Origin of the sequence: Kitasatospora sp. NPDC048239, from assembly GCF_043202015.1 — a bacterium.
In the GTDB taxonomy this organism is placed as follows: Bacteria; Actinomycetota; Actinomycetes; order Streptomycetales; family Streptomycetaceae; genus Kitasatospora.
This window is the reverse complement of record NZ_JBICZP010000003.1, coordinates 429,156-455,245: the sequence shown is the minus strand read 5'-3', so window position 1 is coordinate 455,245 and position 26,090 is coordinate 429,156. Positions and strand designations below refer to the sequence as shown.

The window sequence follows — 26,090 nt, the reverse complement described above, 5'->3', positions numbered from 1 at the left end:
CGACCAGATGATCCACGACAGCGGCCCCATCGGCCCCGGTATCGGCGAGGGTCTCCCCGGCAGCGCCCCGCGCGCCCGCCGCGCCGCCCCGCCGCCGCAGTACGTCCTCACCGAGGACACCCCGGTCTACGTGATCTCGGTCGCCGCCGAGCTCTCCGGCCTGCACCCGCAGACCCTGCGCCAGTACGACCGCCTCGGTCTGGTCTGCCCCGACCGGACGGCCGGCCGCGGTCGGCGCTACTCCGCCCGGGACATCCAGCAGCTGCGCGAGGTCCAGCGCCTCTCCCAGGACGAGGGCATCAACCTGGCCGGCATCAAGCGGATCATCGAGCTGGAGAACCAGGTCACCGCCCTCCAGTCCCGGATCGCCGAGCTCGCCGACTCGCTCGAGGGCGCGGCCACCGCGCTCCAGCAGCGGGAGGCCGCCGTCCACGCCTCCTACCGCCGCGACCTCGTCCCGTACCAGCCGCCGACCCAGTCCAGCGCCCTCGTGGTGTGGCGGCCGAAGCGCTGACGCGGCCTCGATGCCCGTACCGCCGGTTCCCCTCTGTCCGGGGGGTGCCGGCGGCTTGCGTCTGGTGAGAGAGTGCTGCTTCCGGGCCACCGTCGGGCGGCCTGCGCTCTCACCGGGCCGGGCGCCGGATCGAGGTCTCCGTTTAGGATCCCCCGAGACAACGGACCTCAGTCGCGTTGACGAATTGTCCGGTCGACGACAAGGAGCCCGCAATGAGTGATCGAGAGCAGCTGGTGAACAACCACGGTCGGTCACACATACTGTCCTCCGATGCCCGCAGGCTCTACCTGAAGGCGTTGAACGAGGACGGCCGGCTCAGCCGCGGCGGCTGTGCACCGGACGAGGGCGCCGCGCTCGACGAGCTGCTGGAACTCGGACTCCTGATATCCGACCTGGACGAGCCCGGCTCACTGATCGCCGCCGACCCGGCCAAGCTCGCCGCCAGCCTGAGCCACACCTGGCAGCGGCAGGCGCTCGACCTGCTGTCCCGCGCGGTGGCAATTCCCGGGGACCTGAACGAGCTGGCGGAGGCCTTCCACAACCCCGACCAGAGCGGCGGGCCGATCGAATACGTCCAGGGCCGCGCGCTGATCAACCAGCGGGTCCAGCAGGCCATGGCCAGTGAGATAACCGAGGGTCTCGCCATGCAGCCTGGCGGACCGCGGCCGTCCGAACTGCTGACCTCGTTCATGAAACGCGACCTGGACATCATCCGCCAGGGGGCGTCCATGCGGACGATCTACAACGCCAGCACCAGGCACCACCAACCCACCAGGGATTACGTCTCGACCCTGGCCAAAGAGGGCTGGCAATTCAGGACCCTGGACGAGCCCTATGCCCGACTGCTCATCGTCAATCGCCGACTGGCGGTGATACCGGTCATGGGCGACCACCTGGCCGCCTTCGTCCACGACTCCGCGGTCATCGATTTCCTGGCCCAAGAGGTCTTCGAGCGGAACTGGAGCAGGGCTCTGGATTTCGACGGCGATCGGACCATTCCGCACCAGGTCGTCTCGCAGCTCCGCCAGACGATTATCGACCTGTTGTTGTCGGGTACCAATCACCGGGTAATCGCACGGCGCCTCGGAATAAGCGAGCGAACGCTTGCCCGGCATATTGCGGAACTGCGTGAGGAATACAACGTGGACTCGCTCTTCCAGCTCGGCCACGCACTCGGCCAGGCGGCCAGGACGGGCCACGAACCACGCCAGTAGGCGGCCCCCGTGGTCCCGGCACCGGGAAGAGGCAGTGAAAAGCCGGCCGACGACGCACCGAACGTCGCTGTGCGCCCTAAGCCCGCACAGGCTCAGGGCAGGCCCGGGGCGACCACCGCCCGCACAGGCGGCACCCGCTCAGGAATCCGTCGACCGGTTCGCGTCGGCCCGCACGCCCTCGGCATGCGGTCCTCCACCCGGTCGGGACGCCTCACGCACCCGGGCCGATCAGCACATCACCAGTGAAAGTCGTCCATCATGAGCTGCACCTGGGGCTTGGCGGCAGCCTCATTCACGGTCTCAGCCTGCGCACTGCCGGCCGCAAGCGAGCCGACAACCAGAAGAGAGACGCCGACAACGGCAGACAGCACGGCCTTACGGGCAAGTCGGTACATACGAGACACGGACTTACGCCTCCTTCTCCAGCTCCACGAGCGTGGACCAATAGCACTAACGTCCACATGATGCCGCACACCTTGCCGCAGTGTCATCTCCCCCATGGCATCAGGAGCGTCATCTCTCTGCCAGGCATCCAGATGACAGGGCGGACCGCTGGACGGGGCCGCCGGCACTGATAGACGATCAGTTCGCTCCCGATGGTCCAGGACCGGCAGCAAATCTTGCCGCTGTACCGTCAAATATCAGCCCTGGTTCAGTGACAGATTCTTTGAAGCAGCAACTAACCGCAGCGCCTGCCGGCACCGCATCCTCCACCCGGTCGGCCTTCCCCCCGGAGTCGACAATGACCGAGCCCTACCTGCGTCACCACGACAGCCAGGCCCCCGAGGGCCGGCGTGCACGAGTGTTCCTGGCCGCGCCGCTGATGCGGCTGACCGGGCCGGCGGACAGCGTGGTGACCCTGGCCAGCCGGACGCGGCTGACGACGCTTCGCACCACGCTGCTGCGCAGCGGTGCCGCCGTGTACAGCGCGCACCACAGCGACGCCTGGACGGTGGCCGGCCGGGCCCCCGAGCCGCGGGTGCCCTCCGACTTCCGCGCGATGCAGTCCGCCGACCTGGTCTTCGCGTACGTCGGCGCCCCGCTCTCCGCCGGGGTGAGCCTGGAGCTGGGCTGGGCCTCGGCGCTGCGCAAGCCGGTCGTGCTGCTGGTCGACGAGGCGATCACGCACAACCCGCTGATCGCCACCATCGAGCAGGTCGCTCCCGTCCTGCCGCTGGTCTTCGACGACACCTGGTCCCAGGAGGCCCTCCACCACACCGTGGAGACCGCCCTCGACTGGGCCGGCATGGCGCTCTCCCTGCGCGAGGGCTTCTGGACCGCCCCCGGCGAGCAGTTCAGCGTCCCCCGGCAGCAGCCCCCGGCCGTCGGTCCGACCGGCTACTGGCCGACGGGTGCCGCCACCGGCTGACCGCGGCTCACGCACCGGGCTCCCCCGCCCCGGCCGCTCGCGCGGCTCATCCACGGTGCTCGCCCCGCATCCGCCAGCCGAGCTGGAACAGCGTCTGCACGCCGTGCCGGGAGCGCAGCCGGGAGATGTGGGCGGCGATCGTCCGCTCGCTGAGGCCCAGCCGGGTCGCGACGGCGCGCTGGGTGAGGCCGGCCGCCAGCAGGCGGCCAATCCGGACGGTCACCGGGTCCGCCGGGGCGGCGGACCAGTCGACGACGGTGGCGCGGGCCCAGTCGCGTTCGAAGACGCCGACCAGGAAGGCGACCGCGGCCGGATCGTGGACGAAGACCGCCTTGGTGTCGTCGTCCGCGGCGGCGACCACGGCCACCGTCCGGTCGAAGACCAGCATCCGCCGGTAGGGCTCGTCCAGGACCCGGACCCGGGCGCCGTGCCCGGTCATCACGGCGGCGTACTGCACGACCGCCCGGTCGGCGGCGGCGACCGGCTGGTAGAGGGTGCGCATGGCGCTGCCGCGTCTCAGCAGCGCGATGTCCTGCGGCATCGCCATCCGCAGGCCGGCCGCCGGGCGTTGGCCCGGCTGGGCGGCCAGCAGCTCCTCCTTGCAGTCGGAGAGCAGCTCGGCGACGCGCTGGCGGATGGTGACGCCGCCCTCGACGTGGGTGGCCTCGCCCGAGGGCGAGGTCGGGCGGGTCACGGCGTCGTAGGCCTGCGCGAGCGGTTCCAGGACCTCCGGCAGCCGCTCGGCGCCGACCAGCAACCGGGTGGCCTCGCTGCGCAGTTCGGCACCGAGGCGGTCGCCGGCCGAGCGCGGGCTGACCGCGCTGTAGCCGGTCGCGGTCGGGGCCAGCAGGCCGAGGTCCAGCAGGCCGTCCAGTGCGGCGCCGGCCTCGGGGGTGAGGTCGGTGAGGTCGGCCGCGTGCAGGTGTCCGCCGGCCGCCACGGCGGCGAGGTAGAGGGCCCGTTCGGCAGCGCCGGGCTCGTCACTCACCTCGGCCTCCCCGCATCAGCCAGCCGAGTTGGAACAGCGTCTGGGCGCCGTGCCGGTCGCGCAGCCGGGAGATGTGGCCGGCCACGGTCCGCTCGCTCAGACCGAGGCGGTTGGCGACGGCCCGCTGGGTGAGGCCCCTGGCCAGCAGCCGGCCGACCCGGTCGGGGGCGTTGTGCGCGGGGCCGTGGGCGAGGGCGGCGGCCCAGTCGGTGGTGTCGGCGCGGGCCCAGTCGCGTTCGAAGGCGCCGACCAGGAAGGCGATCGCGGCGGGGTCGGAGATGAAGGCGGCGGTGCTGTGGTCCTCGTTGGCGGAGATCACCGCGACCGTGCGGTCGAAGACCATGATCCGCTGGAACGGCTCGTCCAGGACCCGGATGAGCGAGCCGTGCCGGGTGACCTCGTCCGCGTAGGCGAGGGCGGCCGGCTCGGAGACCGCGATCGGCTGGTAGATGGTGCGCAGCGAGCAGCCGCGCTGCAGCAGCTGGACGTCCTGGAGGACGGCGATCTGCAGGGCGTCGGGCGGGCGGTGGCCGGGCTGGGCGGTGAGCACCTCCTCGCGGCAGTCGGAGACCAGTTGGGAGATCCGCTGGCGGATGTGGACGTGGCCCTCGATGTGGACGGCGCCGCCGGAGCTCTCGGACGGGCGGCGCATCCCGTCGTAGGCCCGGGTGAGGGAGTCCAGGGCGCCCGGGAGGTTCTCGGCCCGGACCAGCAACCGGGTGGCCTCGCTGCGCAGTTCGGCGCCGAGGCGGTCGCTGACCGAGCGCGGGCTGACGGCGGTGTAGCAGGAGTCCATCGGGTTGGGCATCAGCAGGCCGATGCCGACCAGTTGGCGCAGCGCGCCCTGCTCGGCCTCGACGGCGTCGGCGAAGGGGAGGCGGCCGCCGTCGGCGAGGATGGCCAGGTAGAGCTGCCGGGCCGCCTCGTCGGGCTCACCGCCGGCCGGGCCTGTGCCCGGATCGGCCGCCGGATCCGCCGTCACACGAACACTCCCTGCCGGATGGTTCTCGGATCTGCCTGGGCCCCCGCACGCCGTCCGCTCGTGATCGCGGCGGCGGGTACGGGGCGTGATCACGGTATCGGGAGTCGGCGGACCCCCGGGGCCCGGGTGCCGTCGCACGCCGGGCTGCCGGGGGCCGCCGGTACACGCCGAGGTCAGGGCGATTCCGGCGAGGCGGAGCAGCAACGCCTCGCCGACTCCGGTCCCGGGGGCCATCACCACACATGGCGTCCCGGCCGGCGCTCTTCCCCCCGATATGCAGGTACGGACGTACCATTCGCATCCAGTTTTGAAGAGCAAGTCGCCACCATCGGGCTGCGGTTGCCCGGTCGACCCTGGCGTGACTCCACCCTCACAGCGTGACGGCCGGTGAACAAGTGCCGCCCTGCTGCATGTTCTCGCAATTGCAGGAACCTGCAGCGGCCGCCCGGCCCCGGCTCTCGCGCGAAGCGGCGCCGACGGGTAAAAGCACTGGTCAGCTGGGTGGGTCGCGGAGTCCTAGGCTCCGGGCCGTACTGGCGGGTAGCCTTCCGGCCGGCTCGGACGGGCCGACGGGACCAGCGCCTCCCTCATGGATCATGCCGGGCGCGCCGATCCACAAGAGAGGCCCTAGCGCGCGAGCAGTCGCCCGCCCGCGAGGCCGGCGGCGGTGCCCCAGGCGGCGACGGCCCAGGTGGCGGCCAGCAGCACGAACAGCCCGGCCGCGAGGCCGGTGAACCCGGCGAAGCCGGTGTGCCGGGCGAGGGCGGCGGAGCCGGTGACGCAGGTGCCCACCGGGAAGGTGAACGCCCACCAGGTCATCGCGAAGGGCATCCCGGCGCGGCGGGCCCGCAGGTTGACGGCGGTCGCGATCACCAGCCAGAGCATCGCGACTCCGAGCACCGCGACCCCGTACAGCTCGGCGATGGCGAGTGCGGCGGGGGCCAGCCGCGGGGTGACCGGGCGGGCGGCGTCGGCGAGCTGGTGGACGGCGGTGGTGGACTGGCCGAGCGGGCCGAGCACCAGGAACAGCGACGGGGTGAGCACCAGGCTGGGCAGCTTGCTGTGGACGAGCCCGGTGAGCACCAGCGGCAGCAGCGCGAGGGTGGCCAGCAGGCCGATCCCGAACAGCGCGTAACAGCCGTACAGCAGGGCCTCCTGGGCGGCGCCGGCCGGCAGGTGCGGGATGAGCGCGGGGCCGGTGGAGGAGGCCACCAGCGGGGCGACCACGGGCAGCAGCCAGGTGGGGTTGGCCTCCAGCGGGGAGACCGGGTGCCGGGTGATCATCAGGTACGGGATGCCGGCCGCGACGGCCAGTGCGTACAGGGCGCCGACACCCCACAGCACCGCGTCGAGGACGACGGCCGGGCCGGTGCCGATCACCCGGGAGCCGAGCAGCAGCGTCCCGAGCCCGACCGAGAGCAGGGCCATCGGCGGGCAGCCGTAGAAGACCGCGGTGGCCGCGTTGTCCAGCAGCTGGGCCCGGGCGGCTTCGCGGTGCCGGGTGAGGTGGACCAGCCGGGCGGTTCCGAGCACCAGCAGGGCGGCCAGCCCGAGCGCCCACATCAGCTCGCCGAAGCCGATCAGTCCGGGCAGCTCGACCGGGAGGACGGCGGCGGCGTTGCCGAGGATCGCCGTGCCCATGACGGCGGCGTACCAGTTGGGGCCGAGCTGGGCGAGGTCGAGCCGGAAGGGCCGGGCGAACGGAAAGGCGCTGGTGAGGGTGGTGGACATGGCATCCACCCTTCCTCGGAAGCACCCGCTCCGGTAGCGCCGCACGCTCTATGAGGGCATAGCCTGAGGCTATGCCCCTCTCTCCGCACGTCCCTGAACTGGGAGCCCTGGAACTCCTGCTCGCCGTGGCCAGGCTGGGCAGCGTCGGGCGGGCGGCGGCCGAGCTCGGGGTGAGCCAGCCGACCGCCAGCGCCCGGATCAAGGGCATGGAGCGGCAGATCGGCGTCCCCCTGCTGGACCGCTCCCCGCGCGGCTCGCGGCCCACCGAGGCGGGCCGGCTGGTGGTCGAGTGGGCCCGGCACGTGGTGGAGGCGGCGCAGGCGCTGGACGCCGGGATCGACGCGCTGCGCGAGCGGCGGGACGCCCGGCTGGTCGTGGTGGCGAGCCTGACGGTCGCCGAGTACCTGATGCCGGGCTGGCTGCTGGCCCTGCACTCGGCCAGCCCGGGCACGGCGGTGACGCTGCGGACGGCGAACTCGGCGGACGTGGCCGGGCGGGTGCTGGCCGGCGAGGCGGATCTCGGCTTCGTCGAGGGGCCGACCACCCCGACCGGGCTCTCCGGCGTGGTGGTGGCCGCCGACCGGCTGGTGGTCGTGGTGGCCCCCGGGCACCCGTGGGCCCGCCGCCGCCCGGACCGCTCGCCGCTGACCGGGCCGGAGCTGGCCGCGACCGCGCTGGTGCTGCGCGAGCCCGGCTCGGGCACCCGGGAGGTGCTGGAGATGGCGCTGGCGCAGTACGGGGGCGCGGCGAAGCCCCTGCTGGAGCTGGCCTCGTCCACCGCGCTGAAGGCGGCGGCGATGACCGGGGCCGGGCCGGTCTGCCTGAGCGAGCTGGCGGTGGTGGAGGAGCTGGCCACCCGGCGGCTGGTGGAGGTGCCGCTGGCGCCGGGGCTGGACCTGCGGCGCCCGCTGCGCGCGGTCTGGCCGGCCGGACAGCGGCCGAGCGGGCCGGCCCGGGAGCTGCTGGGGCTGACCCGGCGGACCGGACCGCACACCGGCCCCGGACGTTCATCCGAAAGTTGAGCGGAATAGACTCAACTTAGTGCATGCTGTAGTCAGCAGGACTTTCAACCGACGAGGGAGGACACCCCAGCAGTGGACGCCAGCAAGTTCACCACCAAGACGCAGGACGCCCTGTCCGCCGCGATCCGGCAGGCGGGCGCCGCGGGGAACCCGGACGTCAAGCCGGTGCACATCCTGATCGCCCTGCTGGAACAGCCCGAGGGCATCGCCAGGCCACTCCTGGAGGCGGTCGGCGCGGACGCCGCCCGGATCGACGCCGAGGCCCGCCGGCAGTCGGCCGCGCTGCCCAGCGCCATGGGCTCCACCGTGGCCGCGCCGCAGCTGGCCCGGGACACCCTGGCGGTGCTCACCGAGGCCGGGAAGCGCGCCGACGACCTGGACGACCAGTACGTCTCCACCGAGCACCTGATGGTCGGCCTGGCCGCCGAGGGGGGCGCGGTCGCCGAGCTGCTGGCCCGGCAGGGCGCCACGCCCAAGGCCCTGCTCGCCGCGTTCAAGGACGTCCGCGGCAGCGGCCGGGTCACCTCGCCCGACCCCGAGGGCACCTACAAGGCCCTGGAGAAGTACGGCACCGACCTCACCCAGGCGGCCCGGGACGGCAAGCTCGACCCGGTGATCGGACGGGACCAGGAGATCCGCCGGGTCGTCCAGGTGCTCTCCCGGCGCACCAAGAACAACCCGGTGCTGATCGGCGAGCCCGGAGTCGGCAAGACGGCCGTGGTCGAGGGCCTGGCCCAGCGGATCGTCGCCGGCGACGTCCCGGAGTCGCTGCGCGGCAAGCGCCTGGTCTCGCTGGACCTCAGCGCGATGGTCGCCGGGGCGAAGTACCGCGGCGAGTTCGAGGAGCGGCTGAAGGCCGTCCTGAACGACATCAGGCAGAGCGACGGCCAGGTCGTCACCTTCATCGACGAGCTGCACACCATGGTCGGCGCGGGCGCCGGCGGCGACTCCGCGATGGACGCCGGCAACATGCTCAAGCCGATGCTGGCCCGCGGCGAGCTGCGGATGGTCGGCGCCACCACCCTGGACGAGTACCGCGAGCGGATCGAGAAGGACCCGGCGCTGGAGCGCCGCTTCCAGCAGGTGCTGGTCGGCGAGCCCAGCGTGGAGGACTCCATCGCCATCCTGCGCGGCCTCAAGGGCCGGTACGAGGCGCACCACAAGGTGCAGATCTCGGACGCCGCCCTGGTCGCCGCGGCCACCCTCTCCAACCGCTACATCACCTCCCGCTTCCTGCCCGACAAGGCGATCGACCTGGTCGACGAGGCGGCCTCCCGGCTCCGGATGGAGATCGACTCCTCCCCGGTGGAGATCGACGAACTCCAGCGCTCCGTCGACCGGTTGCGGATGGAGGAGCTGGCCCTGGAGAAGGAGTCCGACCCGGCCTCGGTCGACCGGCTGGCCCGGCTGCGCCGCGATCTCGCCGACCGGAACGAGCAGTTGAGCGTGCTCACGGCCCGCTGGGAGCAGGAGAAGAAGAGCCTGAACCGGGTCGGCGAGCTCAAGGAGCGGCTGGACGACCTGCACGGCGCCCTCGACCGCGCCCAGCGGGACGGCGACTTCGAGCGCGCCTCCAAGCTGATGTACGCCGAGATCCCGGCCGCCGAGCACGAGTTGACCGAGGCCCAGGAGCGCGCGGCCGACCAGGACGCCAGCACCTCGATGGTCAAGGAGGAGGTCGGCCCGGACGACGTCGCCGATGTGGTCGCCTCCTGGACGGGCATCCCGGCCGGCCGGCTGCTGGAGGGCGAGAGCGCCAAACTCCTGCGCATGGAGGACGAGTTGGGCCGCCGCCTGATCGGCCAGCGGGAGGCCGTCCAGGCCGTCTCGGACGCGGTGCGCCGCACCCGCTCCGGCATCGCCGACCCGGACCGGCCGACCGGCTCCTTCCTCTTCCTCGGCCCGACCGGCGTCGGCAAGACCGAACTCGCCAAGGCCCTGGCCGACTTCCTCTTCGACGACGAGCGGGCGATGGTCCGCATCGACATGAGCGAGTACGGCGAGAAGCACTCCGTCTCGCGCCTGGTCGGCGCCCCGCCCGGCTACGTCGGGTACGAGGAGGGCGGCCAGCTCACCGAGGCGGTCCGCCGCCGCCCGTACAGCGTCGTGCTGCTGGACGAGGTCGAGAAGGCCCACCCCGAGGTCTTCGACGTGCTGCTCCAGGTCCTGGACGACGGCCGGCTCACCGACGGCCAGGGCCGCACGGTGGACTTCCGCAACGCGATCCTGATCCTCACCTCCAACCTGGGCTCGCAGTTCCTCGTCGACCCGGCCACCCCGGAGGAGATGAAGAAGCAGCTGGTGCTGGAGTCGGTGCGGGCCGCGTTCAAGCCGGAGTTCCTCAACCGGCTGGACGACATCGTGGTCTTCGAGCCGCTGGGCACCGCCGAGCTCAGCCGGATCGTCGACCTCCAGGTGGACCGGCTCGGCGACCGGCTGCGCGAGCGCCGGCTCACCCTGCAGGTCACCGAGGACGCCCGGGACTGGCTGGCCCGCACCGGCTACGACCCGGCGTACGGCGCCCGGCCGCTGCGCCGCCTGGTGCAGTCCGCGATCGGGGACCGGCTGGCCCGCGCCATCCTCTCCGGCGAGGTCCACGACGGCGACACCGTGGTGGTCGAGCGGGACGGTGACGCCGACCACCTCAGCGTCCGGACGCGGGGGCCGCTGGAGAAGTAGACCGGCTGGTCCGGCGGGCCGGCCCCGCCCCCGGGCGGCGGCCCGCCGGACCTGCCCGGACCCCGTCGGCCGCGTCCGGGCGCCCCTGTGAGCGGGGCCCCGAATGAGGCAGGATGGGACATGGAAGGGCGGCCTCTCATTGCCGGCCACCACGTGCACTGAGGAAGAGGACCCCCATGAGCATCGACCCGTCGTCCATCCCGTCGTTCGGCCTCCCGCAGGGCGGTCAGCCCGGCGGCGGTCAGGGTCGCCCGGCCGGCCCGCCGCCGATCATCGTTCCGGACCAGGCCCTGGTGACCCAGCTGCTCGACCAGATGCAGCTCAAGCACGTCGTGGACGAGGAGGGCGACCTCACCGCCCCCTGGGAGGGCTTCCGCGTCTACTACATGTTCCGCGGTGACCAGAAGGAGCTCTTCGCCGTCCGCGCGTTCTACGACCGCGCGTACCCGCTTGAGGAGAAGGGCGAGATCCTCGACCTGATCGACGAGTGGAACCGCGAGACCCTGTGGCCCAAGGTCTACACGCACACCCACGAGGACGGCGTGGTCCGCCTGATCGGCGAGGCCCAGATGATCGTCGGCACCGGCGTCAACCTCGACTACTTCGTCACCACCACCGCCAACTGGACCCAGGCCGCCGTCGGCTTCGAGCAGTGGATCGTCGAGCGCCTCGGCCTCCAGAAGGAGATCGAGGGCGAGGAGGGCGAGGGCGAGTCCCCCGAGGACACCAACGAGGCCTGACCTCCCCCGCGACTTCGGCATCGGCCCGCCACCGGACCCCCGGTCGGCGGGCCGTGCTTGTCCCCGGCCACCGACTGCCCCGAGGATGGGGCCGACGACGAGCCGTGAGGAGCTGCAATGGGTGCGAGGCCGCTGTTGAACCGCCGGCTGGCGGGCATGGGCACGACGATCTTCGCGGAGATGTCCGCCCTGGCCACCGCGACCGGCTCGATCAACCTCGGCCAGGGGTTCCCCGACACCGACGGCCCGCGCGAGATCGCCGAGGCCGCGGCCCGCGCGGTGCTGGACGGACACGGCAACCAGTACCCGCCCGGCCCCGGGATCCCCGAGCTGCGGACCGCGATCGCCGAGCACCAGCAGCGCTTCCACGGCCTGTCCTACGACCCCGACACCGAGGTCCTGGTTACCGCGGGCGCCACCGAGGCCATCGCCGCCGCCCTGCTCGCCCTGCTGGAGCCCGGCGACGAGGTGATCGCCCTCGAACCCTTCTACGACTCCTACGCCGCCTGCATCGCCATGGCGGGGGCCGTCCGCGTCCCGCTCACCCTGCGTGCACCGGACTTCCGGCCGGACCTGGACCGGCTGCGCGCCCTGGTCACCCCGCGTACCCGGCTGCTGCTGCTGAACACCCCGCACAACCCGACCGGCACCGTGCTCACCGCCGACGAACTGGCCGCGATCGCCGCCCTGGCCGTCGAGCACGACCTGCTGGTGATCGTCGACGAGGTCTACGAGCACCTGGTGTTCAGCGGCGCCCACCACCCGATCGCCGCCCTGCCCGGCATGCGCGAGCGCACCGTCTCGATCTCCTCGGCCGGCAAGACCTTCTCCTTCACCGGCTGGAAGGTCGGCTGGGTGACGGCGAGCGCGCCGCTGGTCTCGGCGGTCCGCACCGCCAAGCAGTACCTGACCTACGTCAGCGCCGGGCCGTTCCAGTACGCCGTCGCCGAGGCGCTGCGGCTGCCCGACCCGTACTTCGACTCCCTGCGCGCCGACCTGCTGCGCAAGCGGGACCTGCTCGCCGACGGGCTGGACGCGGCCGGGTTCCGGGTGTTCCGGCCCGCGGGCACGTACTTCATCACCACCGACATCACCCCGCTGGGCGAGAAGGACGGCATCGAGTTCTGCCGCACCCTGCCCGGCCGGTGCGGCGTGGTCGCGATCCCCAACGCGGTCTTCTACGACGACTCCGAGGCCGGCCGCCCGCTCGTCCGCTTCGCCTTCTGCAAGCGGGTCGCGGTGCTGGAGGAGGCCGTCGCCCGGCTCGGCCGGCTGTAGCCGCCGAGCACCCGCGACCAGCGCGGGCCGTCGCGCCATCGCGGCCTGACGCCCAGTCAACTCGACTACCCCACTTGACCCGTCACTGCCCGTGGGGCAATTCCGCCTGCCCCGGCGGCACGGGCCGGAGCCGCCTGCGCCCGGCGCATCCAGGGTGGGGGCGTGCAGGCCGTCCTCGCGGCGCGCGACCAGAGCGCACGGCGCGCGCCCCGGTCCCAGGGGCGCGCGCGGTGCAGAGTCGCACACCGGGTCGATCAGACCAGGGAAGCGGGTGTGCTCGAAACGGTGAATGCTTGACAAAGTTGGGTAAATCACCGACGGACCCGGCGTATTCATGCTTCTCTGCTGCTGAATCTCCAGCCGGAATCCTTCCTTCCACGGTCGGCCGCGCCCTGGACCGCACAGCCACGAACAGCCTCGCCAACGCCTGGGCCTACTCGGATGCTGCACGGCGGGCGCGCACGGAGCTGAAACGCGGAGCCGAGCATGCTCACCACACTGCAGACCTCCTACACGGACACCCGCGCCGGTGACCTGGCCTGGTGCCTGGGCGGCGATCCGCTGCCCGCTCTCGCGGTTCGCGATCTGAGACTCGACACCGCCGGCCGCCCGGGCCCGCCCGGCACCCTCCAGCTGCGGCTGCTGGGCGCCTCGCACCAGGTGGTGATCGCCGCCGGGCCGGGCGAGTGCCTGGAGACGGTCGCCTGCCTGCCCGGCCGCCGCACCCCGCTGCCCGCCCGGGTGGCCAAACAGGTGGCCGGCTGGGAGTACGAGTTCGCGGCCCGGATCGAGGCGCTGCCCCCGCACGAGTTCGCCGCCCGCGCCCAGGAGCTGCTGGCCCTGGTCGAGGGCCATCCGCGCGGCCTGGCCGGCGTCTTCCCCGGGGATCCCAGCGCCTTCACCGCGCTCGTCACCCAGGGCGGCCCGGACCGGCTGCTCTGGCGCACCTGGCACGCCTACCCGCAGGAGGGCCAGCTGGTCTGCACCCGCTCCTCGCTCGTGGTGCCGCGGTGAGGGCCACCACCCGCCCCCAACCGCCGAACAGTCGGGAATCGCACGCAGGAACGGTCCGTCAACCTCCGACACCCCGCTGTCCGTCGAATGGACGCAGCTATCCGTACCGAACGTCGCCTAGCGTTTGTTCGTGATCAACCATCCGGCCGGTCCGCCCGCTCAGTCGGGACTCGACCTCGACGACGGCAGCCCACCCCGGCTCGGGCGGAGCCTGACCCCCCTGCCCGCCCGCCGTCGCGCCCGGCTGCGCTCCCGCCCCCGTCGCGCCCGGCTGGCCGTCCTGCTGGCCGCGTTCGTCTGCGCGGCCTGCGGACTCGTCTACGAGCTCGAACTCGTGGCGCTCGGCAGCTATCTGCTCGGGGACTCGGTCACCCAAACCTCGGTCGTGCTCTCCGTCATGGTGTTCGCGATGGGACTCGGCTCGCTGCTCGCCAAGCGTTTCACCCGCCGCCCCGCCACCGCCTTCGCCCTGGTCGAGTGCGCGCTCGCGCTGACCGGCGGGCTGTCCGTCCTCGCGCTCTACTCCTGCTGGGCCTGGATCGGCCGCTACCAGGCCGCGATGGTCGGGCTGACCTGTCTGATCGGCGTCCTGATCGGCGCCGAGATCCCGCTGCTGATGACGCTCATCCAGCGGATCAGACGGGAGGACGCCGGGCGGGCCGCGGCCGACCTCTTCGCGGCCGACTACGTGGGCGCGCTGATCGGCGGCCTCGCCTTCCCGTTCCTGATCCTGCCCGCCTTCGGCCAGGGCACCGGTGCACTGGTCACCGGCGCGGTCAACGCCGTCGCGGGGGCCGCGGTGGTGCTCTGGCTGTTCCGCGAGGAGCCCGCCCCGAAGGTCCGGATGCTGCTCTGGGGCGGCTGCGCGCTCGTCCTCGCCGTGCTCGCCGCGGCCGCCGCCTGGTCCGGCGCGGTCGAACGCGCCGCCCGGCACGCCCTGTACGGCGCGCAGGTCCGCTTCGCCGCCCACAGCCGGTACCAGGAGATCGTCCTCACCGGCCCGGCCGAGGGGCCGCTGCGGCTCTACCGGGACGGGCGGCTCGCGGTCTGCGGCCCGGACGAGTACCGGGGCAGCGAGGCCCTGGTGCACCCCGCGATGGCCGCCGGACCGGACGCCCGGGTGCTGGTGCTGGGCGGCGGGGACGGACTCGCCGCGCGGGAGGTGCTGCGGCACGGCGGGGTCCGCTCGGTGCTGCTGGTCGACCTCGACCCGGCGCTCACCCGGCTCGCCCGGACCGACCCCGGCCTGGCCGCGCTGTCCGGGCGCTCGCTGGACGACCCGCGGGTGCGGACGGTCGACGCGGACCCGCTGGAGTGGCTGCGCGGCGTCCGACCCGGGGACCGGGCCTTCGACGTGGTGCTCGCCGATCTGCCCGCCCCCTCGGACGGCGGCACGGTGAAGTTCCACTCCCAGGAGTTCTACGGCCTCGCCACCCGGCTGCTCTCGCCCGGCGGGCGGCTCGCGGTCCGGGCGGGGAGCGACGAGCACGGCCTCTGGCAGATCGAGTCCGGACTGCGGGCGGCGGGCCTGCGCACCGTCCCGTACAGCGTCCAGGGCAGCCCGACGGCGAGCTGTGTGCCCGGACCGGACGACGGCCGGGGCTTCCTGCTCGCGGCCGCCGCCCAGCCCCCGCTCGCCCTCGCGCCGGACGCCCCGCCCCCGCGCGCGTTCGACTCGGACGCCCTGCGCGCCTCCTCCGCCCGGCTGGCCGCCCGGCGCCCCGCCCGGCCGCCGGCCGCCCTGACCCTGCTCGGGCCACGCTGAACGGAGCCGCTGAAGCCCCCGGTGGGCCCCATCGCGGAGACCACCGGGGGTTGGGTCGGTAGGCTCCGTGGCATGGAGCATGAGGTTGTCGTCCCGATGCCCGCCGAAGCGGTCCGGCAGGCGCTGCAGGATCCTGCCCTGCTGGCACGTTGCGTGCCGGGGCTGAGCACCGAACCGGCCGCGGCCGGCCGCGGCCCCGCCGACGAGATCAGCGGACGGCTGCGCCTGCGGGTCGGCACCTCCACCATCACCTACAAGGGCGTGCTCTCACTGATCGAGGGCCGCGAGGGCGTCCTCACCGTGTTCGCCGAGGGCCAGGAGGCGCGCGGCAGCGGCGAGGTCAGCGCCACCGTCCGGGTGAGCGTCGCGGACGGCGCCGAGGACGGCACCGGCCTGGTCCGCTTCACCGGCGACCTGAGCACCACCGGGCGGCTCGCCGAGTTCGACGACGAGACCCTCGCCGCCGTCGGCCGCCGGCTGCTGGACCGCTTCGCCGCCGCCCTGGCCGCGCCGGAGGGCGCCGCCGAGGCGGAGCCGGAGGACGACGAGGAGACCACCGAGGGCTCCGAGGACATCGCGGGCGCCGAAGCCGCCGACGACGTGGAGAGCGCCGACGACGTCGACGCCGTCGAGCCCGGCGACGCCGTCGAGCCCGTCGAGATCGTCGAGGTCGTCGAGGAGGAGACCGGCGCCACCGTGCACTTCCTGGAGGACCGCCAGGACGAGCCCGGCGACGACCTGGAGGACGACCTCTCCGACCTGATCGCCTTCTCCGACGCCGACGCGGAGCGCTTCGGCCTCCCCACCGGCGACCGCACCGAGCACCCCGAGCAGGACGACCGCGAGGGCTCCGGCGACTCCGCGGGCCCCGCCGGGGACGGCGACCCGTCCACCGACCTCCCCGCCGAGCTGCCCTTCGAGTACGAGCAGGAGCCGGTTCTCAGCGGCCCGGTCCGCCGCAGCATCGTCGGCCGCTCCGCCGAGGAGGTCGACCACGCCCCGCCGCGCGGCCGCTACGCCCCGGCCCTGCCGGCCCGCAGCGCGCGGGCCCGGGCCGCGTCCCGCTGGGGCGGCGAGGCCGGCGGCATCGTGGTGCCGGGCCCCGGCGGCCGCAACGCGGTGCCGTGGGTGATCGGCGGCGGGGTGGCCCTGCTGGGCGGCGCCGTGGTGCTGGTCAGGGCACTGCGCCGACGCTAGGACGGAGCCCGGGGCCTGCCAAGGCTCTAGACTGAACGCTCATGAGCACCGACCTGAGCAACGACCGCGACGCCCTGCTGGCACAGATCAAGGACAAGGCCGTCGTGCACGGCAAGGTCACCCTTTCCTCCGGCAAGGAGGCCGACTACTACGTCGACCTGCGCCGGATCACCCTGGACGCGCAGGCCGCGCCGCTGGTCGGCCGGGTGATGCTGGACGCCACCGCCGACCTGGAGTACGACGCCGTCGGCGGGCTGACCCTGGGCGCCGACCCGGTGGCCGCCGCGATGCTGCACGCCGCCGCCGCCCGCGGCCGTGAGCTGGACGCGTTCGTGGTCCGCAAGGCGGGCAAGGCGCACGGCCTGCAGCGCCGGATCGAGGGCCCGGACGTCAAGGGCCGCCGGGTGCTGGCGGTCGAGGACACCTCCACCACCGGTGGTTCGGTGCTGACCGCGGTCGAGGCCCTGCGCGAGGCGGGCGCCGAGGTGGTCGGCGTCGCGGTGATCGTGGAGCGCGGCGGCGCCGCGGCGGTCGAGGCGACCGGCCTGCCGTACGTGACCGCGTACAACCTGGACGACCTGGGCCTCTGAGCCCGCGGGCATCCGCACAACGGCCGGGGCCGGTCCTGTTCCACGTGAAACAGGACCGGCCCCGGCCGTTCGTCGTCCAGGGACAGGCCCCGGAGGGGGGATCAGCCCCGGCGGTGGCGGCCGCCGGCCTGGACGGCCTCGCCGTCCTCGGCCACGGCCTCGGCGCCGCCCGCCTTCTTCTTCTTCCGCTCGCGCAGCACCTCGATCAGGATCGGCGAGACGGACAGCAGCACGATCAGCAGCACGGCCGGGATCAGGTACTTGTCGATCACCGGGGCGAGCGCGTCACCGAAGAAGTAGCCGATCAGCAGCATGGACTCGGTCCACAGCACACCGCCGATCACGTTCCACAGGAAGAACGTCCGGGCCGGCATCTCCAGGGTGCCGGCGACCGGGTTCAGGAAGGTCCGGACGATCGGCATGAAGCGGGCCAGCACCACCGCCTTGCCGGGCCCGAACTTGTTGAAGTACTCCTCGGCCTTCAGCACGTACTCACGGCGGAAGATCTTCGACTCGGGCTTGTCGAACATCTTCGGCCCGGCCTTCACCCCGATCAGGTGCCCGAGCTGGGCGCCGGCGACGGCGGCCACCGGGGCCCCGATCAGCAGCACCCCGATCGGCAGCTTCGTACCGTCGCCGAGCACCGACGAGGCGGCGTTCGAGGCGGCGACCCCGGCGATGATCAGCAGGGAGTCACCCGGGAAGAAGAATCCGACCAGGAGGCCGGTCTCCGCGAAGATGATCGCGATCAGCCCGATGGCACCGAGGGACGAGATCAGTGATTTGGCGTCGAGCAGATTGACGGCCAGCTGGTTGTAGTCCACGGCCGCAGGATAGCTGGCTTGTGTTGACGCGGGCTTCGGCCCGGGGGTCGAGAGGGCCGTCATCCCTTCGTCGCATGCGGGCCCCCGTCCCGACAGGCGGGCCACATGGTGGTCCCCGGGCCTGGGATGGGAAGATGACTCCGGCGTCCCGGACCGCGGTCGCAAACACCCTCATTGTCGTACCGCAGCGGCCGCCTCGAACCTTGGTACAGGAGAGCCGCACCGCAGAGCCGCGCGTAGGCCCCGGTACCCCGGAGTCGTCACGAAGGCGTACACAGCGTCGGACAGCACCGTCCGTACGCCGCAACCCGACAGGAGCGGATTCGCATGCCCATCGCAACTCCCGAGGTCTACAACGAGATGCTCGACCGGGCCAAGGCGGGCAAGTTCGCCTACCCGGCCATCAACGTCACCTCGTCGCAGACCCTGCACGCCGCGCTGCGCGGCTTCGCCGAGGCCGAGAGCGACGGCATCATCCAGATCTCCACCGGTGGTGCGGAGTTCCTGGGCGGCCAGCACAACAAGGACATGGTGACCGGCGCCGTGGCGCTGGCCGAGTTCGCGCACATCGTCGCCGCCAAGTACGACGTCACCATCGCGCTGCACACCGACCACTGCCCGAAGGACAAGCTGGACGGCTACGTCCGCCCGCTGCTGGCGGTCTCCGCCGAGCGCGTGGCCAAGGGTCTGAACCCGCTGTTCCAGTCGCACATGTGGGACGGCTCCGCCGAGACCCTGAACGACAACCTGGCCATCGCCGAGGAGCTGCTGGCCCAGGCCGTCGCCGCCAAGATCATCCTCGAGGTCGAGATCACCCCGACCGGTGGCGAGGAGGACGGCGTCACCCACGAGATCAACGACGAGCTGTACACCACCGTCAACGACGCCGTCCGCACCGCCGAGGCCCTGGGCCTGGGCGAGAAGGGCCGCTACCTGCTGGCCGCCTCCTTCGGCAACGTGCACGGCGTCTACAAGCCGGGCAACGTCGTGCTGAAGCCGGGCCTGCTGCGCGAGCTGCAGGACGCGATCGGCAAGCAGTACGGCAAGACCGACCCGTTCGACTTCGTCTTCCACGGCGGCTCGGGCTCCACCACCGAGGAGATCGCCACCGCGCTGGAGAACGGCGTCGTGAAGATGAACCTCGACACCGACACCCAGTACGCCTTCACCCGCCCGGTCGTGGACCACATGTTCCGCAACTACGACGGCGTGCTGAAGGTCGACGGCGAGGTCGGCAAGAAGAACACCTACGACCCGCGCACCTGGGGCAAGCTCGCCGAGGCCGGCATGGCCGCCCGCGTGCTGGAGGCCGCGCAGCAGCTGCGCTCGGCCGGCAACCGCCTGAAGTAGGCCCCCCGCCGGACGGCAGGGTCTGCGGTCGTGCCCCCCAGTGGTTCACTGGGGGGCATGACCATCCACCAGAACCTCCTCGGGGGTCCGCCCCCGACGCACCTGCCCGCCGAGCCCGCTCCGCTGGAGCTGCTGGCCGGCGGCGCCTCCCCGGCCGAGGTCGCGGCGAAGTTCCCGACCTCCTCGCTGGCCTGGGCCCAGCTCGCCGACGACGCCTTCGCCGCCGGCCGCACCGTCGAGTCCTACGCGTACGCCCGGACCGGGTACCACCGCGGGCTGGACTCGCTGCGGCGGGCCGGCTGGAAGGGCCACGGCCCGGTGCCGTGGGAGCACGAGCCGAACCGCGGCTTCCTGCGGGCGCTGCACGCGCTCGGCCGGGCCGCCGCCGCGATCGAGGAGAAGGAGGAGGCTGAGCGCTGCGCGCAGTTCCTCCGGGACAGCTCGCCGACCGCCGCCGCCACCCTGGGCTGACCAGGCCGGTTCGATCGACCGCCCCCGCCGCCCACCCGGGCGGCGGGGGCGCCGTGCGTCGTAAACGCCCTGCGTACCGGGTGCGTGGACATTCACAGGGTCTCCATGCCAGGGTGGGCGGGCGAGGGGGGCGCACCTGTCTGTTCGAATGCTCCGCGGCCCCGCCAGCCCGACAGGAAGCCTTCGACGTGCCCCCAGCAAGATCCGCCCGGCGCGGCACCCGCGCACGCAGCGCCGGCCCGCGCGGCGGCCGGGCACGCGGCAGCCAGGCGGGCACCGGACGGCCGGGCGGCGGTCGGCGCCGCCGCCGACAGCGCCGCCGGCTCGGACCGGGGATGATCGCCGCGCTGGTCGCGGCGCTGGCGATACTCGGCGGCACCCTCTTCATCCTCAACCGGCCCTCCGTGCTGCCCGGCACCGGACCGACCGCCCAGGGCCGGGTCGCCCCGGCCGGCGAGGGCTCCGCCCCGGCCGCCGCACCCGCCACCCCCACGGCGACCCCCACGGCCACCCCCACCCCGGAGCCGCCCGCGCCGCCGCCCGTCGTGGAGCCCAGCGCCCCGGACCCGGGCCCGGCCAAGGGCGCCGGCACCTTCACCATCGCCCCCGGCGCCGCCGCCCCGGTCGGCAAGGGCACCATCCGCCGCTACCGGGTGGAGGTCGAGGACGGCATCGGGATCGACCCGCCGGCCGCCGCCGCCCAGGTCCAGGGCATCCTGGCCGACAAGCGCGGCTGGACCAACGACCGCAGGAACGGCTTCCAGCTGGTGGCGGGCGGCGCGTACGACTTCACCGTGAAGATCGCCTCCCCGGCCACCGTGGACAAGATCTGCGGCGCCGCCGGCCTGGACACCCACGGCGAGGTGAACTGCAACGTCGGCAACCAGGTGCTGGTCAACGTCAAGCGCTGGAACACCGGATCGCCGCAGTTCAGCGGGCCGATCGACGAGTACCGGGCGCTGATCGTCAACCACGAGGTGGGCCACCGGATCGGCCACGGGCACGAGACCTGCCCGGGCAAGGGCAAGCCCGCGCCCGCCATGATGCAGCAGATCTACGGCCTCAAGGGCTGCGAGCCCAACGCCTGGCCCTACACGGCGGAGGGCACCTACCTGGGCGGCCCGGCGGTGCCCTGAACCGGGCCCTGCCGGGCTCTACCGGGCTCTACCGGGCTCTACCGGGACCGATCTGAGACCTGTTCAACGGCGCCCCGCGACAACCCCGACGTAGGCTGACCGAATGACAGCTGACCGCACGACAGCCAAGATGCGCCGCGTCCCCGCCCTGCTGGGCGCCGTCGGGATCGTCCTCGGCGCGGCCGCCTGCTCCTCCTCCGGCGACTCGGGCAGCGGCTCGGGCGGCGGGGGGAAGCTCTCCTACGACCAGGTGCGGTCGACGGCCCAGGGAGTGGCGAAGTCCGGGCCGTGCCCCTTCGGCCTCGACCTCGCGGCGGCTCTGAAGGGCGCCGGGATCGACCGCCCGGTGACCGCCGGGGCCAAGGACGAGCAGCCGGTGGACACCGACCTCGGCGACGGCGTCCCGGCCCAGGACTGGCCCGCCGGCGCCAGCCACCCGGCGGGAATGCCCTCGATGCCGGCCACTCCCCCCTCCGCCTGGGTGACCTGCACCTACACGGTGGGTTCGACGCCCGTCCGGATCGATCTGCTGGCGATCCCCCAGAACGACATCGCGGTCAACATCATGCTGCCGCACATCCAGCGCTTCGGGAACGTCGGAGTGGACCAGCTGACGCAGTTCGCCAACGACAAGCCCAAGGCCGGGGAGACCAGGCTCACCCCGGGCGACGCCTCGGTGGGAGTCGCCCGGGTGGCAGCCAAGGGCAAGGGCGACCTGGTGCTGACGCTCACCCAGGACGCCGACGCGGCGGTGGAGCCCTCCCTGGTCGGCGAGCCGCTGCGGAAGGCCACCGAGCAGCTCGCCGCCCAGCTGCGCCCGTGACCCCTCAGCCCAGCACGGGCAGGTAGGCCCGGAGGTCACTGCGCTCGCCGCCGGCCGACACCGCGCCGGCGTCCACCTCGGACGCCCAGCCGGTACGGCCGGTGGCGAGCCGGATCCAGGTGAGCGGGTCGGTCTCGACCACGTTCGGCGGGGTGCCGCGGGTGTGCCGCGGTCCCTCGACCGCCTGCACCACGGCGTACGGCGGGATCCGCAGCTCCACCGCGCCGCCGGGCACCTGGTCGGCGAGGGCGTCGGCCAGCAGCCGGGTGACGGCGGCAAGCGCCTGCCGCTCGTGCGGGAAGGTCGCCCCCACCGCCGCGGCCAGGTCGTCGGCGTGCACGACCGTCTCGACCAGCCGGGTCACCAGCATGTCGGTGAGCGACATCGAGCCGAGCCGGATCTCGAACCGCCGGCCCGGGGCCGCCGTCTCCGGCTCGGCCAAGGCGGTGATCAGCGCGCCAGCGGCCCGCTCGAAGGCGTCCGCCACCGAGGCCGGCTCCCCGCCGAACGCACCCGCCGCCTGCTCCCTGGCCTGCGCGTCGAGCAGCGGTGCGACCGTGCCGACCCGGGCGACCCACTGCAGCAGGTCCAGCGGCGCCCGCCCCTCCAGCGGGTCCCCGAGATGGGCCGGCACCCAGTCGATCTGGACGGCGAGGTGCGCGATCAGCTCGCGCACCGTCCACTCCCCCAGCCGGGTCGGCCGGGCGAGCAGGTCCACGGCGTCCGGGCGGGCGCAGAGATCCCGGACGGTGTCGCGCAGTGCGGCGGTCTGCGCCGCCAGCGCGGCGCAGACCTTCGGGTGCTGGTACGTACGGGACTTGGCAGGCATGCGCCCCAACATACGCCGAGGGGCGGGCGGTTCCGCAGAACCGCCCGCCCGCTGTAACTCGCCCGCTCGCCTCCGGGCCGCTCGGTCCGGTGCCGACGGTCGGCGCTCCAATGCCGCTCGTACCTCGCGGCCTCCTCGCGCTCTCCCTTTCGGCACCGGCGCGGCCCTTCGGCTCGGGGCGGGCCCGCGACCATGGGGGTGTCAGGCGAGCAGGGCCTCGATGACGCCGGTGTGGGCGTCCTTCAGCTCGGCCAGCGAGACGGTGAACTGGCCCTGGACGTCCAGGACATCGCCGTCGACCACACCGATGCGGGTGGCCGGCAGGCCGCGCGCGGTGCACATGTCGTTGAACCGGAGCTCCTCGCTGCGCGGCACCGCGACAACCGCGCGGCCCGCCGACTCGGAGAACAGGAACACGAACGCGTCCTGGCCCTCGGGCAGGATGATCCGCGCGCCGTGGCCGCCCTTGAGGCAGCTCTCCACCAGGGCCTGGCCGAGGCCGCCGTCGGAGAGGTCGTGCGCGGCGTCGATCATGCCGTCGCGCGAGGCGGCGATCAGGATGTCGCCGAGCAGCCGCTCGCGCTCCAGGTCGACCTTGGGCGGCAGACCGCCCAGGTGGTCGTGGACCACCTGCGACCAGGCCGAGCCGCCGAGCTCGTCCGCGGTGTCACCGAGCAGGTAGAGCAGCTGCCCCTCCTCGGCGAAGGCGATCGGGGTGCGGCGGGTGACATCGTCGATGACGCCGAGCACCGCGACCACGGGGGTCGGGTGGATGGCGGTCTCGCCGGTCTGGTTGTAGAGCGAGACGTTGCCGCCGGTGACCGGGGTGCCCAGCTCCAGGCAGGCGTCGGCCAGGCCGCGGGTGGCCTCGGCGAACTGCCACATCACGTCCGGGTCCTCGGGGGAGCCGAAGTTGAGGCAGTCGGAGATCGCGAGCGGCTTGGCACCGCCGGCCGCGACGTTGCGGTACGCCTCGGCGAGGGCCAGCTGGGCGCCGGTGTACGGGTCCAGCTTGGTGTAGCGGCCGTTGCCGTCGGTGGCGACCGAGACGCCGAGGTTGGTCTCCTCGTCGATCCGGATCATGCCGGAGTCCTCGGGCACCGAGAGCACGGTGTTGCCGAGCACGTAGCGGTCGTACTGGTCGGTGATCCAGGACTTGGAGGCCTGGTTGGGCGAGCCGGCGACCTTGAGCAGGTCGGCCTTCAGGCCCTCACCGGTGGTCGGGCGGGCGAGGCGCTCGGCGGTCGGGGCGTCGGTCTGCAGCGCGTCCTGCCAGCTCGGGCGGGCGTACGGACGCTGGTAGGTCGGGCCCTCGTGGGCGACGGTGCGCGGCGGCACGTCGACCACCAGTTCGCCGTGCCAGAAGATCTCCAGGCGCTCGCCGTCGGTCACCTCACCGATGACGGTGGCGATGACGTCCCACTTCTCGCAGATCTCCAGGAAGCGGTCGACCTTGTCGGGCTCGACGATGGCGCACATGCGCTCCTGCGACTCGCTCATGAGGATCTCCTCGGGCGAGAGCGTGTTGTCGCGCAGCGGCACGGTGTCCAGCTCGATCCGCATACCGCCGGAGCCGGCCGAGGCCAGCTCGGAGGTGGCGCAGGAGAGGCCGGCGCCGCCGAGGTCCTGGATGCCCTTGACGAGCTTCTCGGCGAAGATCTCCAGGGTGCACTCGATGAGGAGCTTCTCCTGGAACGGGTCGCCGACCTGGACCGCCGGGCGCTTGGCCGGGCCGGTGGCGTCGAAGGTCTCGGAGGCGAGCACCGAGACACCGCCGATGCCGTCGCCGCCGGTGCGGGCACCGTAGAGGATGACCTTGTTGCCGGCGCCGGAGGCCTGCGCGAGGTGGATGTCCTCGTGCTTCATCACGCCCACGCACAGGGCGTTGACCAGCGGGTTGCCCTGGTAGCAGGAGTCGAAGACGACCTCGCCGCCGATGTTCGGCAGGCCCAGGCAGTTGCCGTAGCCGCCGATGCCCGCGACGATCCCGGGCAGCACGCGCCGGGTGTCGGGGTGGTCGGCCGCACCGAAGCGCAGCGGGTCCATCACGGCGACCGGGCGGGCGCCCATCGCCAGGATGTCGCGCACGATGCCGCCGATGCCGGTGGCCGCGCCCTGGTAGGGCTCGATGTACGACGGGTGGTTGTGCGACTCCACCTTGAAGGTGACCGCGTAGCCCTGGCCGACGTCGACCACACCGGCGTTCTCGCCGATGCCGACGAGCATGGCGTCGCTCTGCGGCTTCTTCTCGCTGAACTGCTTCAGGTGGACCTTGGAGCTCTTGTACGAACAGTGCTCCGACCACATGACCGAGTACATCGCGAGTTCGGCGCCGGTGGGGCGACGGTCGAGAATCTCGCGGATGCGGGCGTACTCGTCCTGCTTGAGACCGAGCTCGGCCCAGGGCTGGGAGGCGTCCGGGGTCTGCTCGGCGTTCTTGACGGTGTCGAGGCTCATCAGGCGTTCACCAGCTGCTTCAGGACGGAAGTGAAGAAGCCCAGGCCCTCGACGGTCGGACCGGTGAGCGGCTCCACGGCGTGCTCCGGGTGCGGCATCAGGCCGACGACATTGCCGGCGGCGTTGGTGATGCCGGCGATGTCACGGTACGAACCGTTCGGGTTACCGTACCCGTCGGCGGCGCTGCCACCGGTCAGGTAACGGGCGACCACCCGGCCCTCCGCCTCCAGCTCGTCCAGGACGTGCGCCTCGGCGACGAAGCGGCCCTCGCCGTTCTTGAGCGGGACGACGATTTCCTGGCCGGCCGAGTAATCCCGGGTCCAGGCGGTGCCGGCGTTCTCGATCCGCAGCTTCTGGTCGCGGCAGATGAAGTGCAGCGAGTCGTTGCGGGTGAGCGCGCCGGGCAGCAGGTGCGATTCGCACAGCACCTGGAACCCGTTGCAGATACCGAGAACCGGCATTCCCAGCTTCGCCTGCTCGATGATGGTGTCCATCACCGGGGAGAAGCGGGAGATGGCGCCGCAGCGCAGATAGTCGCCGTAACTGAATCCGCCCGGCAGGACGACGGCGTCGACCTGGTGGAGATCCTTGTCACGGTGCCAGAGGGCGACCGGCTCGGCGCCGGCCAGGCGGACCGCGCGCTGGGCGTCGCGGTCGTCGAGGGAACCAGGGAAAGTGACGACGCCGACTCGGGTGGTCACTTGCCCTCCTCCTCGACGCGGACTGTGAAGTCCTCGATCACGGTGTTGGCGAGGAAGGTCTCGGCGGCTTCGCGGATCCGGGCGAGCGCGGCGTCGTCGACCGGGCCCTCCAGTTCCAGCTCGAAGCGCTTGCCCTGGCGGACGTCGGCGATCCCGGCGAATCCGAGACGGGGCAGTGCACGCTGCACCGCCTGTCCCTGGGGGTCGAGGATCTCCGGCTTGAGCATGACGTCGACTACGACGCGTGCCACTGGCACTCCCGGTGGTGTCTTCGTGAAGGCGGGGGAACTCCAGACTACCGGGGGTTTCGGCCGACTTTGCTGGCCGGGGAGGGCGACGCGCGTAGACCCGCGCCCCTTACGCCCCAAGGGTTCCGGCCCTCCGGGCCACCCCATTTCAGGGGTTTCGGCGCCGCG

The 26,090-nt window shown here is 72.9% G+C and carries 24 protein-coding genes; 15 read left to right on the top strand and 9 right to left on the bottom strand.

Annotation, left to right across the window (positions count from 1 at the left end; genetic code table 11):
- The first annotated feature begins 7 nt into the window (after nt 1-7).
- Together ACGFZP_RS09830 and ACGFZP_RS09825 are read left to right on the top strand one after the other, a co-directional pair.
- Nucleotides 8-514 (top strand): heat shock protein transcriptional repressor HspR, encoded by a 507-nt coding sequence (locus ACGFZP_RS09830; RefSeq protein ID WP_392930464.1) that lies wholly within the window; start codon nt 8-10, stop codon nt 512-514.
- 212 nt (nt 515-726) lie between these two features.
- Nucleotides 727-1,728, top strand: a complete 1,002-nt coding sequence (locus ACGFZP_RS09825) for a hypothetical protein (RefSeq protein ID WP_392930462.1) — start codon at nt 727-729, stop codon at nt 1,726-1,728.
- Between the two features lie 236 nt (nt 1,729-1,964).
- Here the strand turns inward: ACGFZP_RS09825 and ACGFZP_RS09820 are convergent, their stop codons facing one another.
- Entirely contained in the window at nt 1,965-2,132 is a 168-nt protein-coding gene (locus tag ACGFZP_RS09820) for a hypothetical protein (RefSeq protein ID WP_392930459.1), read from the bottom strand.
- 338 nt (nt 2,133-2,470) lie between these two features.
- On the opposite strand from ACGFZP_RS09820, the gene ACGFZP_RS09815 reads away from it, so the two are divergent.
- The gene (locus ACGFZP_RS09815) at nt 2,471-3,097 is read left to right on the top strand and encodes a hypothetical protein (protein WP_387947744.1); all 627 of its coding nucleotides are present in this window, start codon (nt 2,471-2,473) and stop codon (nt 3,095-3,097) included.
- A gap of 46 nt (nt 3,098-3,143) precedes the next feature.
- Here the strand turns inward: ACGFZP_RS09815 and ACGFZP_RS09810 are convergent, their stop codons facing one another.
- From ACGFZP_RS09810 to ACGFZP_RS09800, 3 genes are all read right to left on the bottom strand, one after another.
- Nucleotides 3,144-4,085 (bottom strand): LuxR C-terminal-related transcriptional regulator, encoded by a 942-nt coding sequence (locus tag ACGFZP_RS09810; protein WP_392930456.1) that lies wholly within the window; start codon nt 4,083-4,085, stop codon nt 3,144-3,146.
- Nucleotides 4,078-5,067: a LuxR family transcriptional regulator gene (locus ACGFZP_RS09805; RefSeq protein ID WP_392930450.1), complete on the bottom strand. Its 990-nt coding sequence runs from the start codon at nt 5,065-5,067 to the stop codon at nt 4,078-4,080. The genes ACGFZP_RS09810 and ACGFZP_RS09805 overlap by 8 nt, the downstream gene beginning before the upstream one ends.
- A 627-nt stretch (nt 5,068-5,694) precedes the next feature.
- The gene (locus ACGFZP_RS09800) at nt 5,695-6,798 is read right to left on the bottom strand and encodes a TDT family transporter (RefSeq protein WP_392930447.1); all 1,104 of its coding nucleotides are present in this window, start codon (nt 6,796-6,798) and stop codon (nt 5,695-5,697) included.
- 71 nt (nt 6,799-6,869) lie between these two features.
- On the opposite strand from ACGFZP_RS09800, the gene ACGFZP_RS09795 reads away from it, so the two are divergent.
- The 8 genes from ACGFZP_RS09795 to pyrE all read left to right on the top strand — a co-directional run bounded on the left by ACGFZP_RS09795 (nt 6,870) and on the right by pyrE (nt 17,083).
- Entirely contained in the window at nt 6,870-7,820 is a 951-nt protein-coding gene (locus ACGFZP_RS09795; protein WP_392930444.1) for a LysR family transcriptional regulator, read from the top strand.
- Between the two features lie 72 nt (nt 7,821-7,892).
- Nucleotides 7,893-10,499: an ATP-dependent chaperone ClpB gene (gene clpB / locus ACGFZP_RS09790; protein WP_392930442.1), complete on the top strand. Its 2,607-nt coding sequence runs from the start codon at nt 7,893-7,895 to the stop codon at nt 10,497-10,499.
- A gap of 176 nt (nt 10,500-10,675) precedes the next feature.
- A complete protein-coding gene (locus ACGFZP_RS09785) occupies nt 10,676-11,239 on the top strand; it encodes a YbjN domain-containing protein (protein WP_392930440.1) in 564 nt (187 codons plus the stop codon).
- Nucleotides 11,240-11,356: 117 nt separating this feature from the next.
- Nucleotides 11,357-12,517 carry a pyridoxal phosphate-dependent aminotransferase gene (locus ACGFZP_RS09780; RefSeq protein ID WP_392930437.1) on the top strand — a complete coding sequence of 387 codons (1,161 nt, stop codon included), beginning with the start codon at nt 11,357-11,359 and terminating at the stop codon, nt 12,515-12,517.
- A gap of 486 nt (nt 12,518-13,003) precedes the next feature.
- Nucleotides 13,004-13,531, top strand: coding sequence for a DUF2617 family protein (locus ACGFZP_RS09775; protein ID WP_392930435.1), 528 nt, complete (start codon nt 13,004-13,006; stop codon nt 13,529-13,531).
- Between the two features lie 130 nt (nt 13,532-13,661).
- Nucleotides 13,662-15,296: a polyamine aminopropyltransferase gene (locus ACGFZP_RS09770; protein ID WP_392930432.1), complete on the top strand. Its 1,635-nt coding sequence runs from the start codon at nt 13,662-13,664 to the stop codon at nt 15,294-15,296.
- A gap of 72 nt (nt 15,297-15,368) precedes the next feature.
- Complete coding sequence (locus ACGFZP_RS09765) at nt 15,369-16,493, top strand: SRPBCC family protein (RefSeq protein WP_392930430.1); 1,125 nt, start codon at nt 15,369-15,371, stop codon at nt 16,491-16,493.
- A 41-nt stretch (nt 16,494-16,534) separates the two neighbouring features.
- The gene (pyrE, locus tag ACGFZP_RS09760; protein WP_392930427.1) at nt 16,535-17,083 is read left to right on the top strand and encodes an orotate phosphoribosyltransferase; all 549 of its coding nucleotides are present in this window, start codon (nt 16,535-16,537) and stop codon (nt 17,081-17,083) included.
- 101 nt (nt 17,084-17,184) lie between these two features.
- Here pyrE and ACGFZP_RS09755 read toward each other — a convergent pair whose 3' ends face one another.
- Nucleotides 17,185-17,907, bottom strand: a complete 723-nt coding sequence (locus ACGFZP_RS09755; protein ID WP_392930426.1) for a DedA family protein — start codon at nt 17,905-17,907, stop codon at nt 17,185-17,187.
- 327 nt (nt 17,908-18,234) lie between these two features.
- Between ACGFZP_RS09755 and fbaA the strand changes: the two genes are divergently transcribed.
- From fbaA to ACGFZP_RS09735, 4 genes are all read left to right on the top strand, one after another.
- On the top strand, nt 18,235-19,257 hold the full coding sequence (fbaA, locus tag ACGFZP_RS09750; RefSeq protein ID WP_392930423.1) for a class II fructose-bisphosphate aldolase: 1,023 nt from the start codon (nt 18,235-18,237) through the stop codon (nt 19,255-19,257).
- 57 nt (nt 19,258-19,314) lie between these two features.
- Nucleotides 19,315-19,728, top strand: a complete 414-nt coding sequence (locus tag ACGFZP_RS09745; protein WP_387947715.1) for a DUF3151 domain-containing protein — start codon at nt 19,315-19,317, stop codon at nt 19,726-19,728.
- Between the two features lie 188 nt (nt 19,729-19,916).
- The gene (locus tag ACGFZP_RS09740) at nt 19,917-20,864 is read left to right on the top strand and encodes a DUF3152 domain-containing protein (RefSeq protein WP_392930420.1); all 948 of its coding nucleotides are present in this window, start codon (nt 19,917-19,919) and stop codon (nt 20,862-20,864) included.
- Nucleotides 20,865-20,967: 103 nt separating this feature from the next.
- Nucleotides 20,968-21,687 (top strand): hypothetical protein, encoded by a 720-nt coding sequence (locus tag ACGFZP_RS09735; RefSeq protein WP_392930418.1) that lies wholly within the window; start codon nt 20,968-20,970, stop codon nt 21,685-21,687.
- A 4-nt stretch (nt 21,688-21,691) separates the two neighbouring features.
- Here the strand turns inward: ACGFZP_RS09735 and ACGFZP_RS09730 are convergent, their stop codons facing one another.
- From ACGFZP_RS09730 to purS, 4 genes are all read right to left on the bottom strand, one after another.
- Nucleotides 21,692-22,516: a sterol carrier family protein gene (locus ACGFZP_RS09730; RefSeq protein WP_392930415.1), complete on the bottom strand. Its 825-nt coding sequence runs from the start codon at nt 22,514-22,516 to the stop codon at nt 21,692-21,694.
- 201 nt (nt 22,517-22,717) lie between these two features.
- Nucleotides 22,718-24,973 (bottom strand): phosphoribosylformylglycinamidine synthase subunit PurL, encoded by a 2,256-nt coding sequence (gene purL, locus ACGFZP_RS09725; RefSeq protein WP_392930413.1) that lies wholly within the window; start codon nt 24,971-24,973, stop codon nt 22,718-22,720.
- Nucleotides 24,973-25,674, bottom strand: a complete 702-nt coding sequence (gene purQ / locus ACGFZP_RS09720) for a phosphoribosylformylglycinamidine synthase subunit PurQ (protein ID WP_392930410.1) — start codon at nt 25,672-25,674, stop codon at nt 24,973-24,975. The genes purL and purQ overlap by 1 nt, the downstream gene beginning before the upstream one ends.
- The gene (gene purS, locus ACGFZP_RS09715; protein WP_033250393.1) at nt 25,671-25,925 is read right to left on the bottom strand and encodes a phosphoribosylformylglycinamidine synthase subunit PurS; all 255 of its coding nucleotides are present in this window, start codon (nt 25,923-25,925) and stop codon (nt 25,671-25,673) included. The genes purQ and purS overlap by 4 nt, the downstream gene beginning before the upstream one ends.
- Nucleotides 25,926-26,090: the final 165 nt, after the last annotated feature.

Excerpts from the sequence above, each read along its gene's own strand:
- ACGFZP_RS09830 (WP_392930464.1), top strand. The coding sequence starts at position 8 with ATGATCCACGACAGCGGCCCCATCGGCCCCGGTATCGGCGAGGGTCTC.
- ACGFZP_RS09825 (WP_392930462.1), top strand. The coding sequence starts at position 727 with ATGAGTGATCGAGAGCAGCTGGTGAACAACCACGGTCGGTCACACATA.
- ACGFZP_RS09815 (WP_387947744.1), top strand. The coding sequence starts at position 2,471 with ATGACCGAGCCCTACCTGCGTCACCACGACAGCCAGGCCCCCGAGGGC.
- ACGFZP_RS09800 (WP_392930447.1), bottom strand. The coding sequence starts at position 6,798 with ATGTCCACCACCCTCACCAGCGCCTTTCCGTTCGCCCGGCCCTTCCGG.
- ACGFZP_RS09795 (WP_392930444.1), top strand. The coding sequence starts at position 6,870 with ATGCCCCTCTCTCCGCACGTCCCTGAACTGGGAGCCCTGGAACTCCTG.
- ACGFZP_RS09785 (WP_392930440.1), top strand. The coding sequence starts at position 10,676 with ATGAGCATCGACCCGTCGTCCATCCCGTCGTTCGGCCTCCCGCAGGGC.
- ACGFZP_RS09780 (WP_392930437.1), top strand. The coding sequence starts at position 11,357 with ATGGGTGCGAGGCCGCTGTTGAACCGCCGGCTGGCGGGCATGGGCACG.
- ACGFZP_RS09775 (WP_392930435.1), top strand. The coding sequence starts at position 13,004 with ATGCTCACCACACTGCAGACCTCCTACACGGACACCCGCGCCGGTGAC.
- ACGFZP_RS09765 (WP_392930430.1), top strand. The coding sequence starts at position 15,369 with ATGGAGCATGAGGTTGTCGTCCCGATGCCCGCCGAAGCGGTCCGGCAG.
- pyrE (WP_392930427.1), top strand. The coding sequence starts at position 16,535 with ATGAGCACCGACCTGAGCAACGACCGCGACGCCCTGCTGGCACAGATC.
- fbaA (WP_392930423.1), top strand. The coding sequence starts at position 18,235 with ATGCCCATCGCAACTCCCGAGGTCTACAACGAGATGCTCGACCGGGCC.
- ACGFZP_RS09745 (WP_387947715.1), top strand. The coding sequence starts at position 19,315 with ATGACCATCCACCAGAACCTCCTCGGGGGTCCGCCCCCGACGCACCTG.
- ACGFZP_RS09735 (WP_392930418.1), top strand. The coding sequence starts at position 20,968 with ATGACAGCTGACCGCACGACAGCCAAGATGCGCCGCGTCCCCGCCCTG.
- ACGFZP_RS09730 (WP_392930415.1), bottom strand. The coding sequence starts at position 22,516 with ATGCCTGCCAAGTCCCGTACGTACCAGCACCCGAAGGTCTGCGCCGCG.
- purL (WP_392930413.1), bottom strand. The coding sequence starts at position 24,973 with ATGAGCCTCGACACCGTCAAGAACGCCGAGCAGACCCCGGACGCCTCC.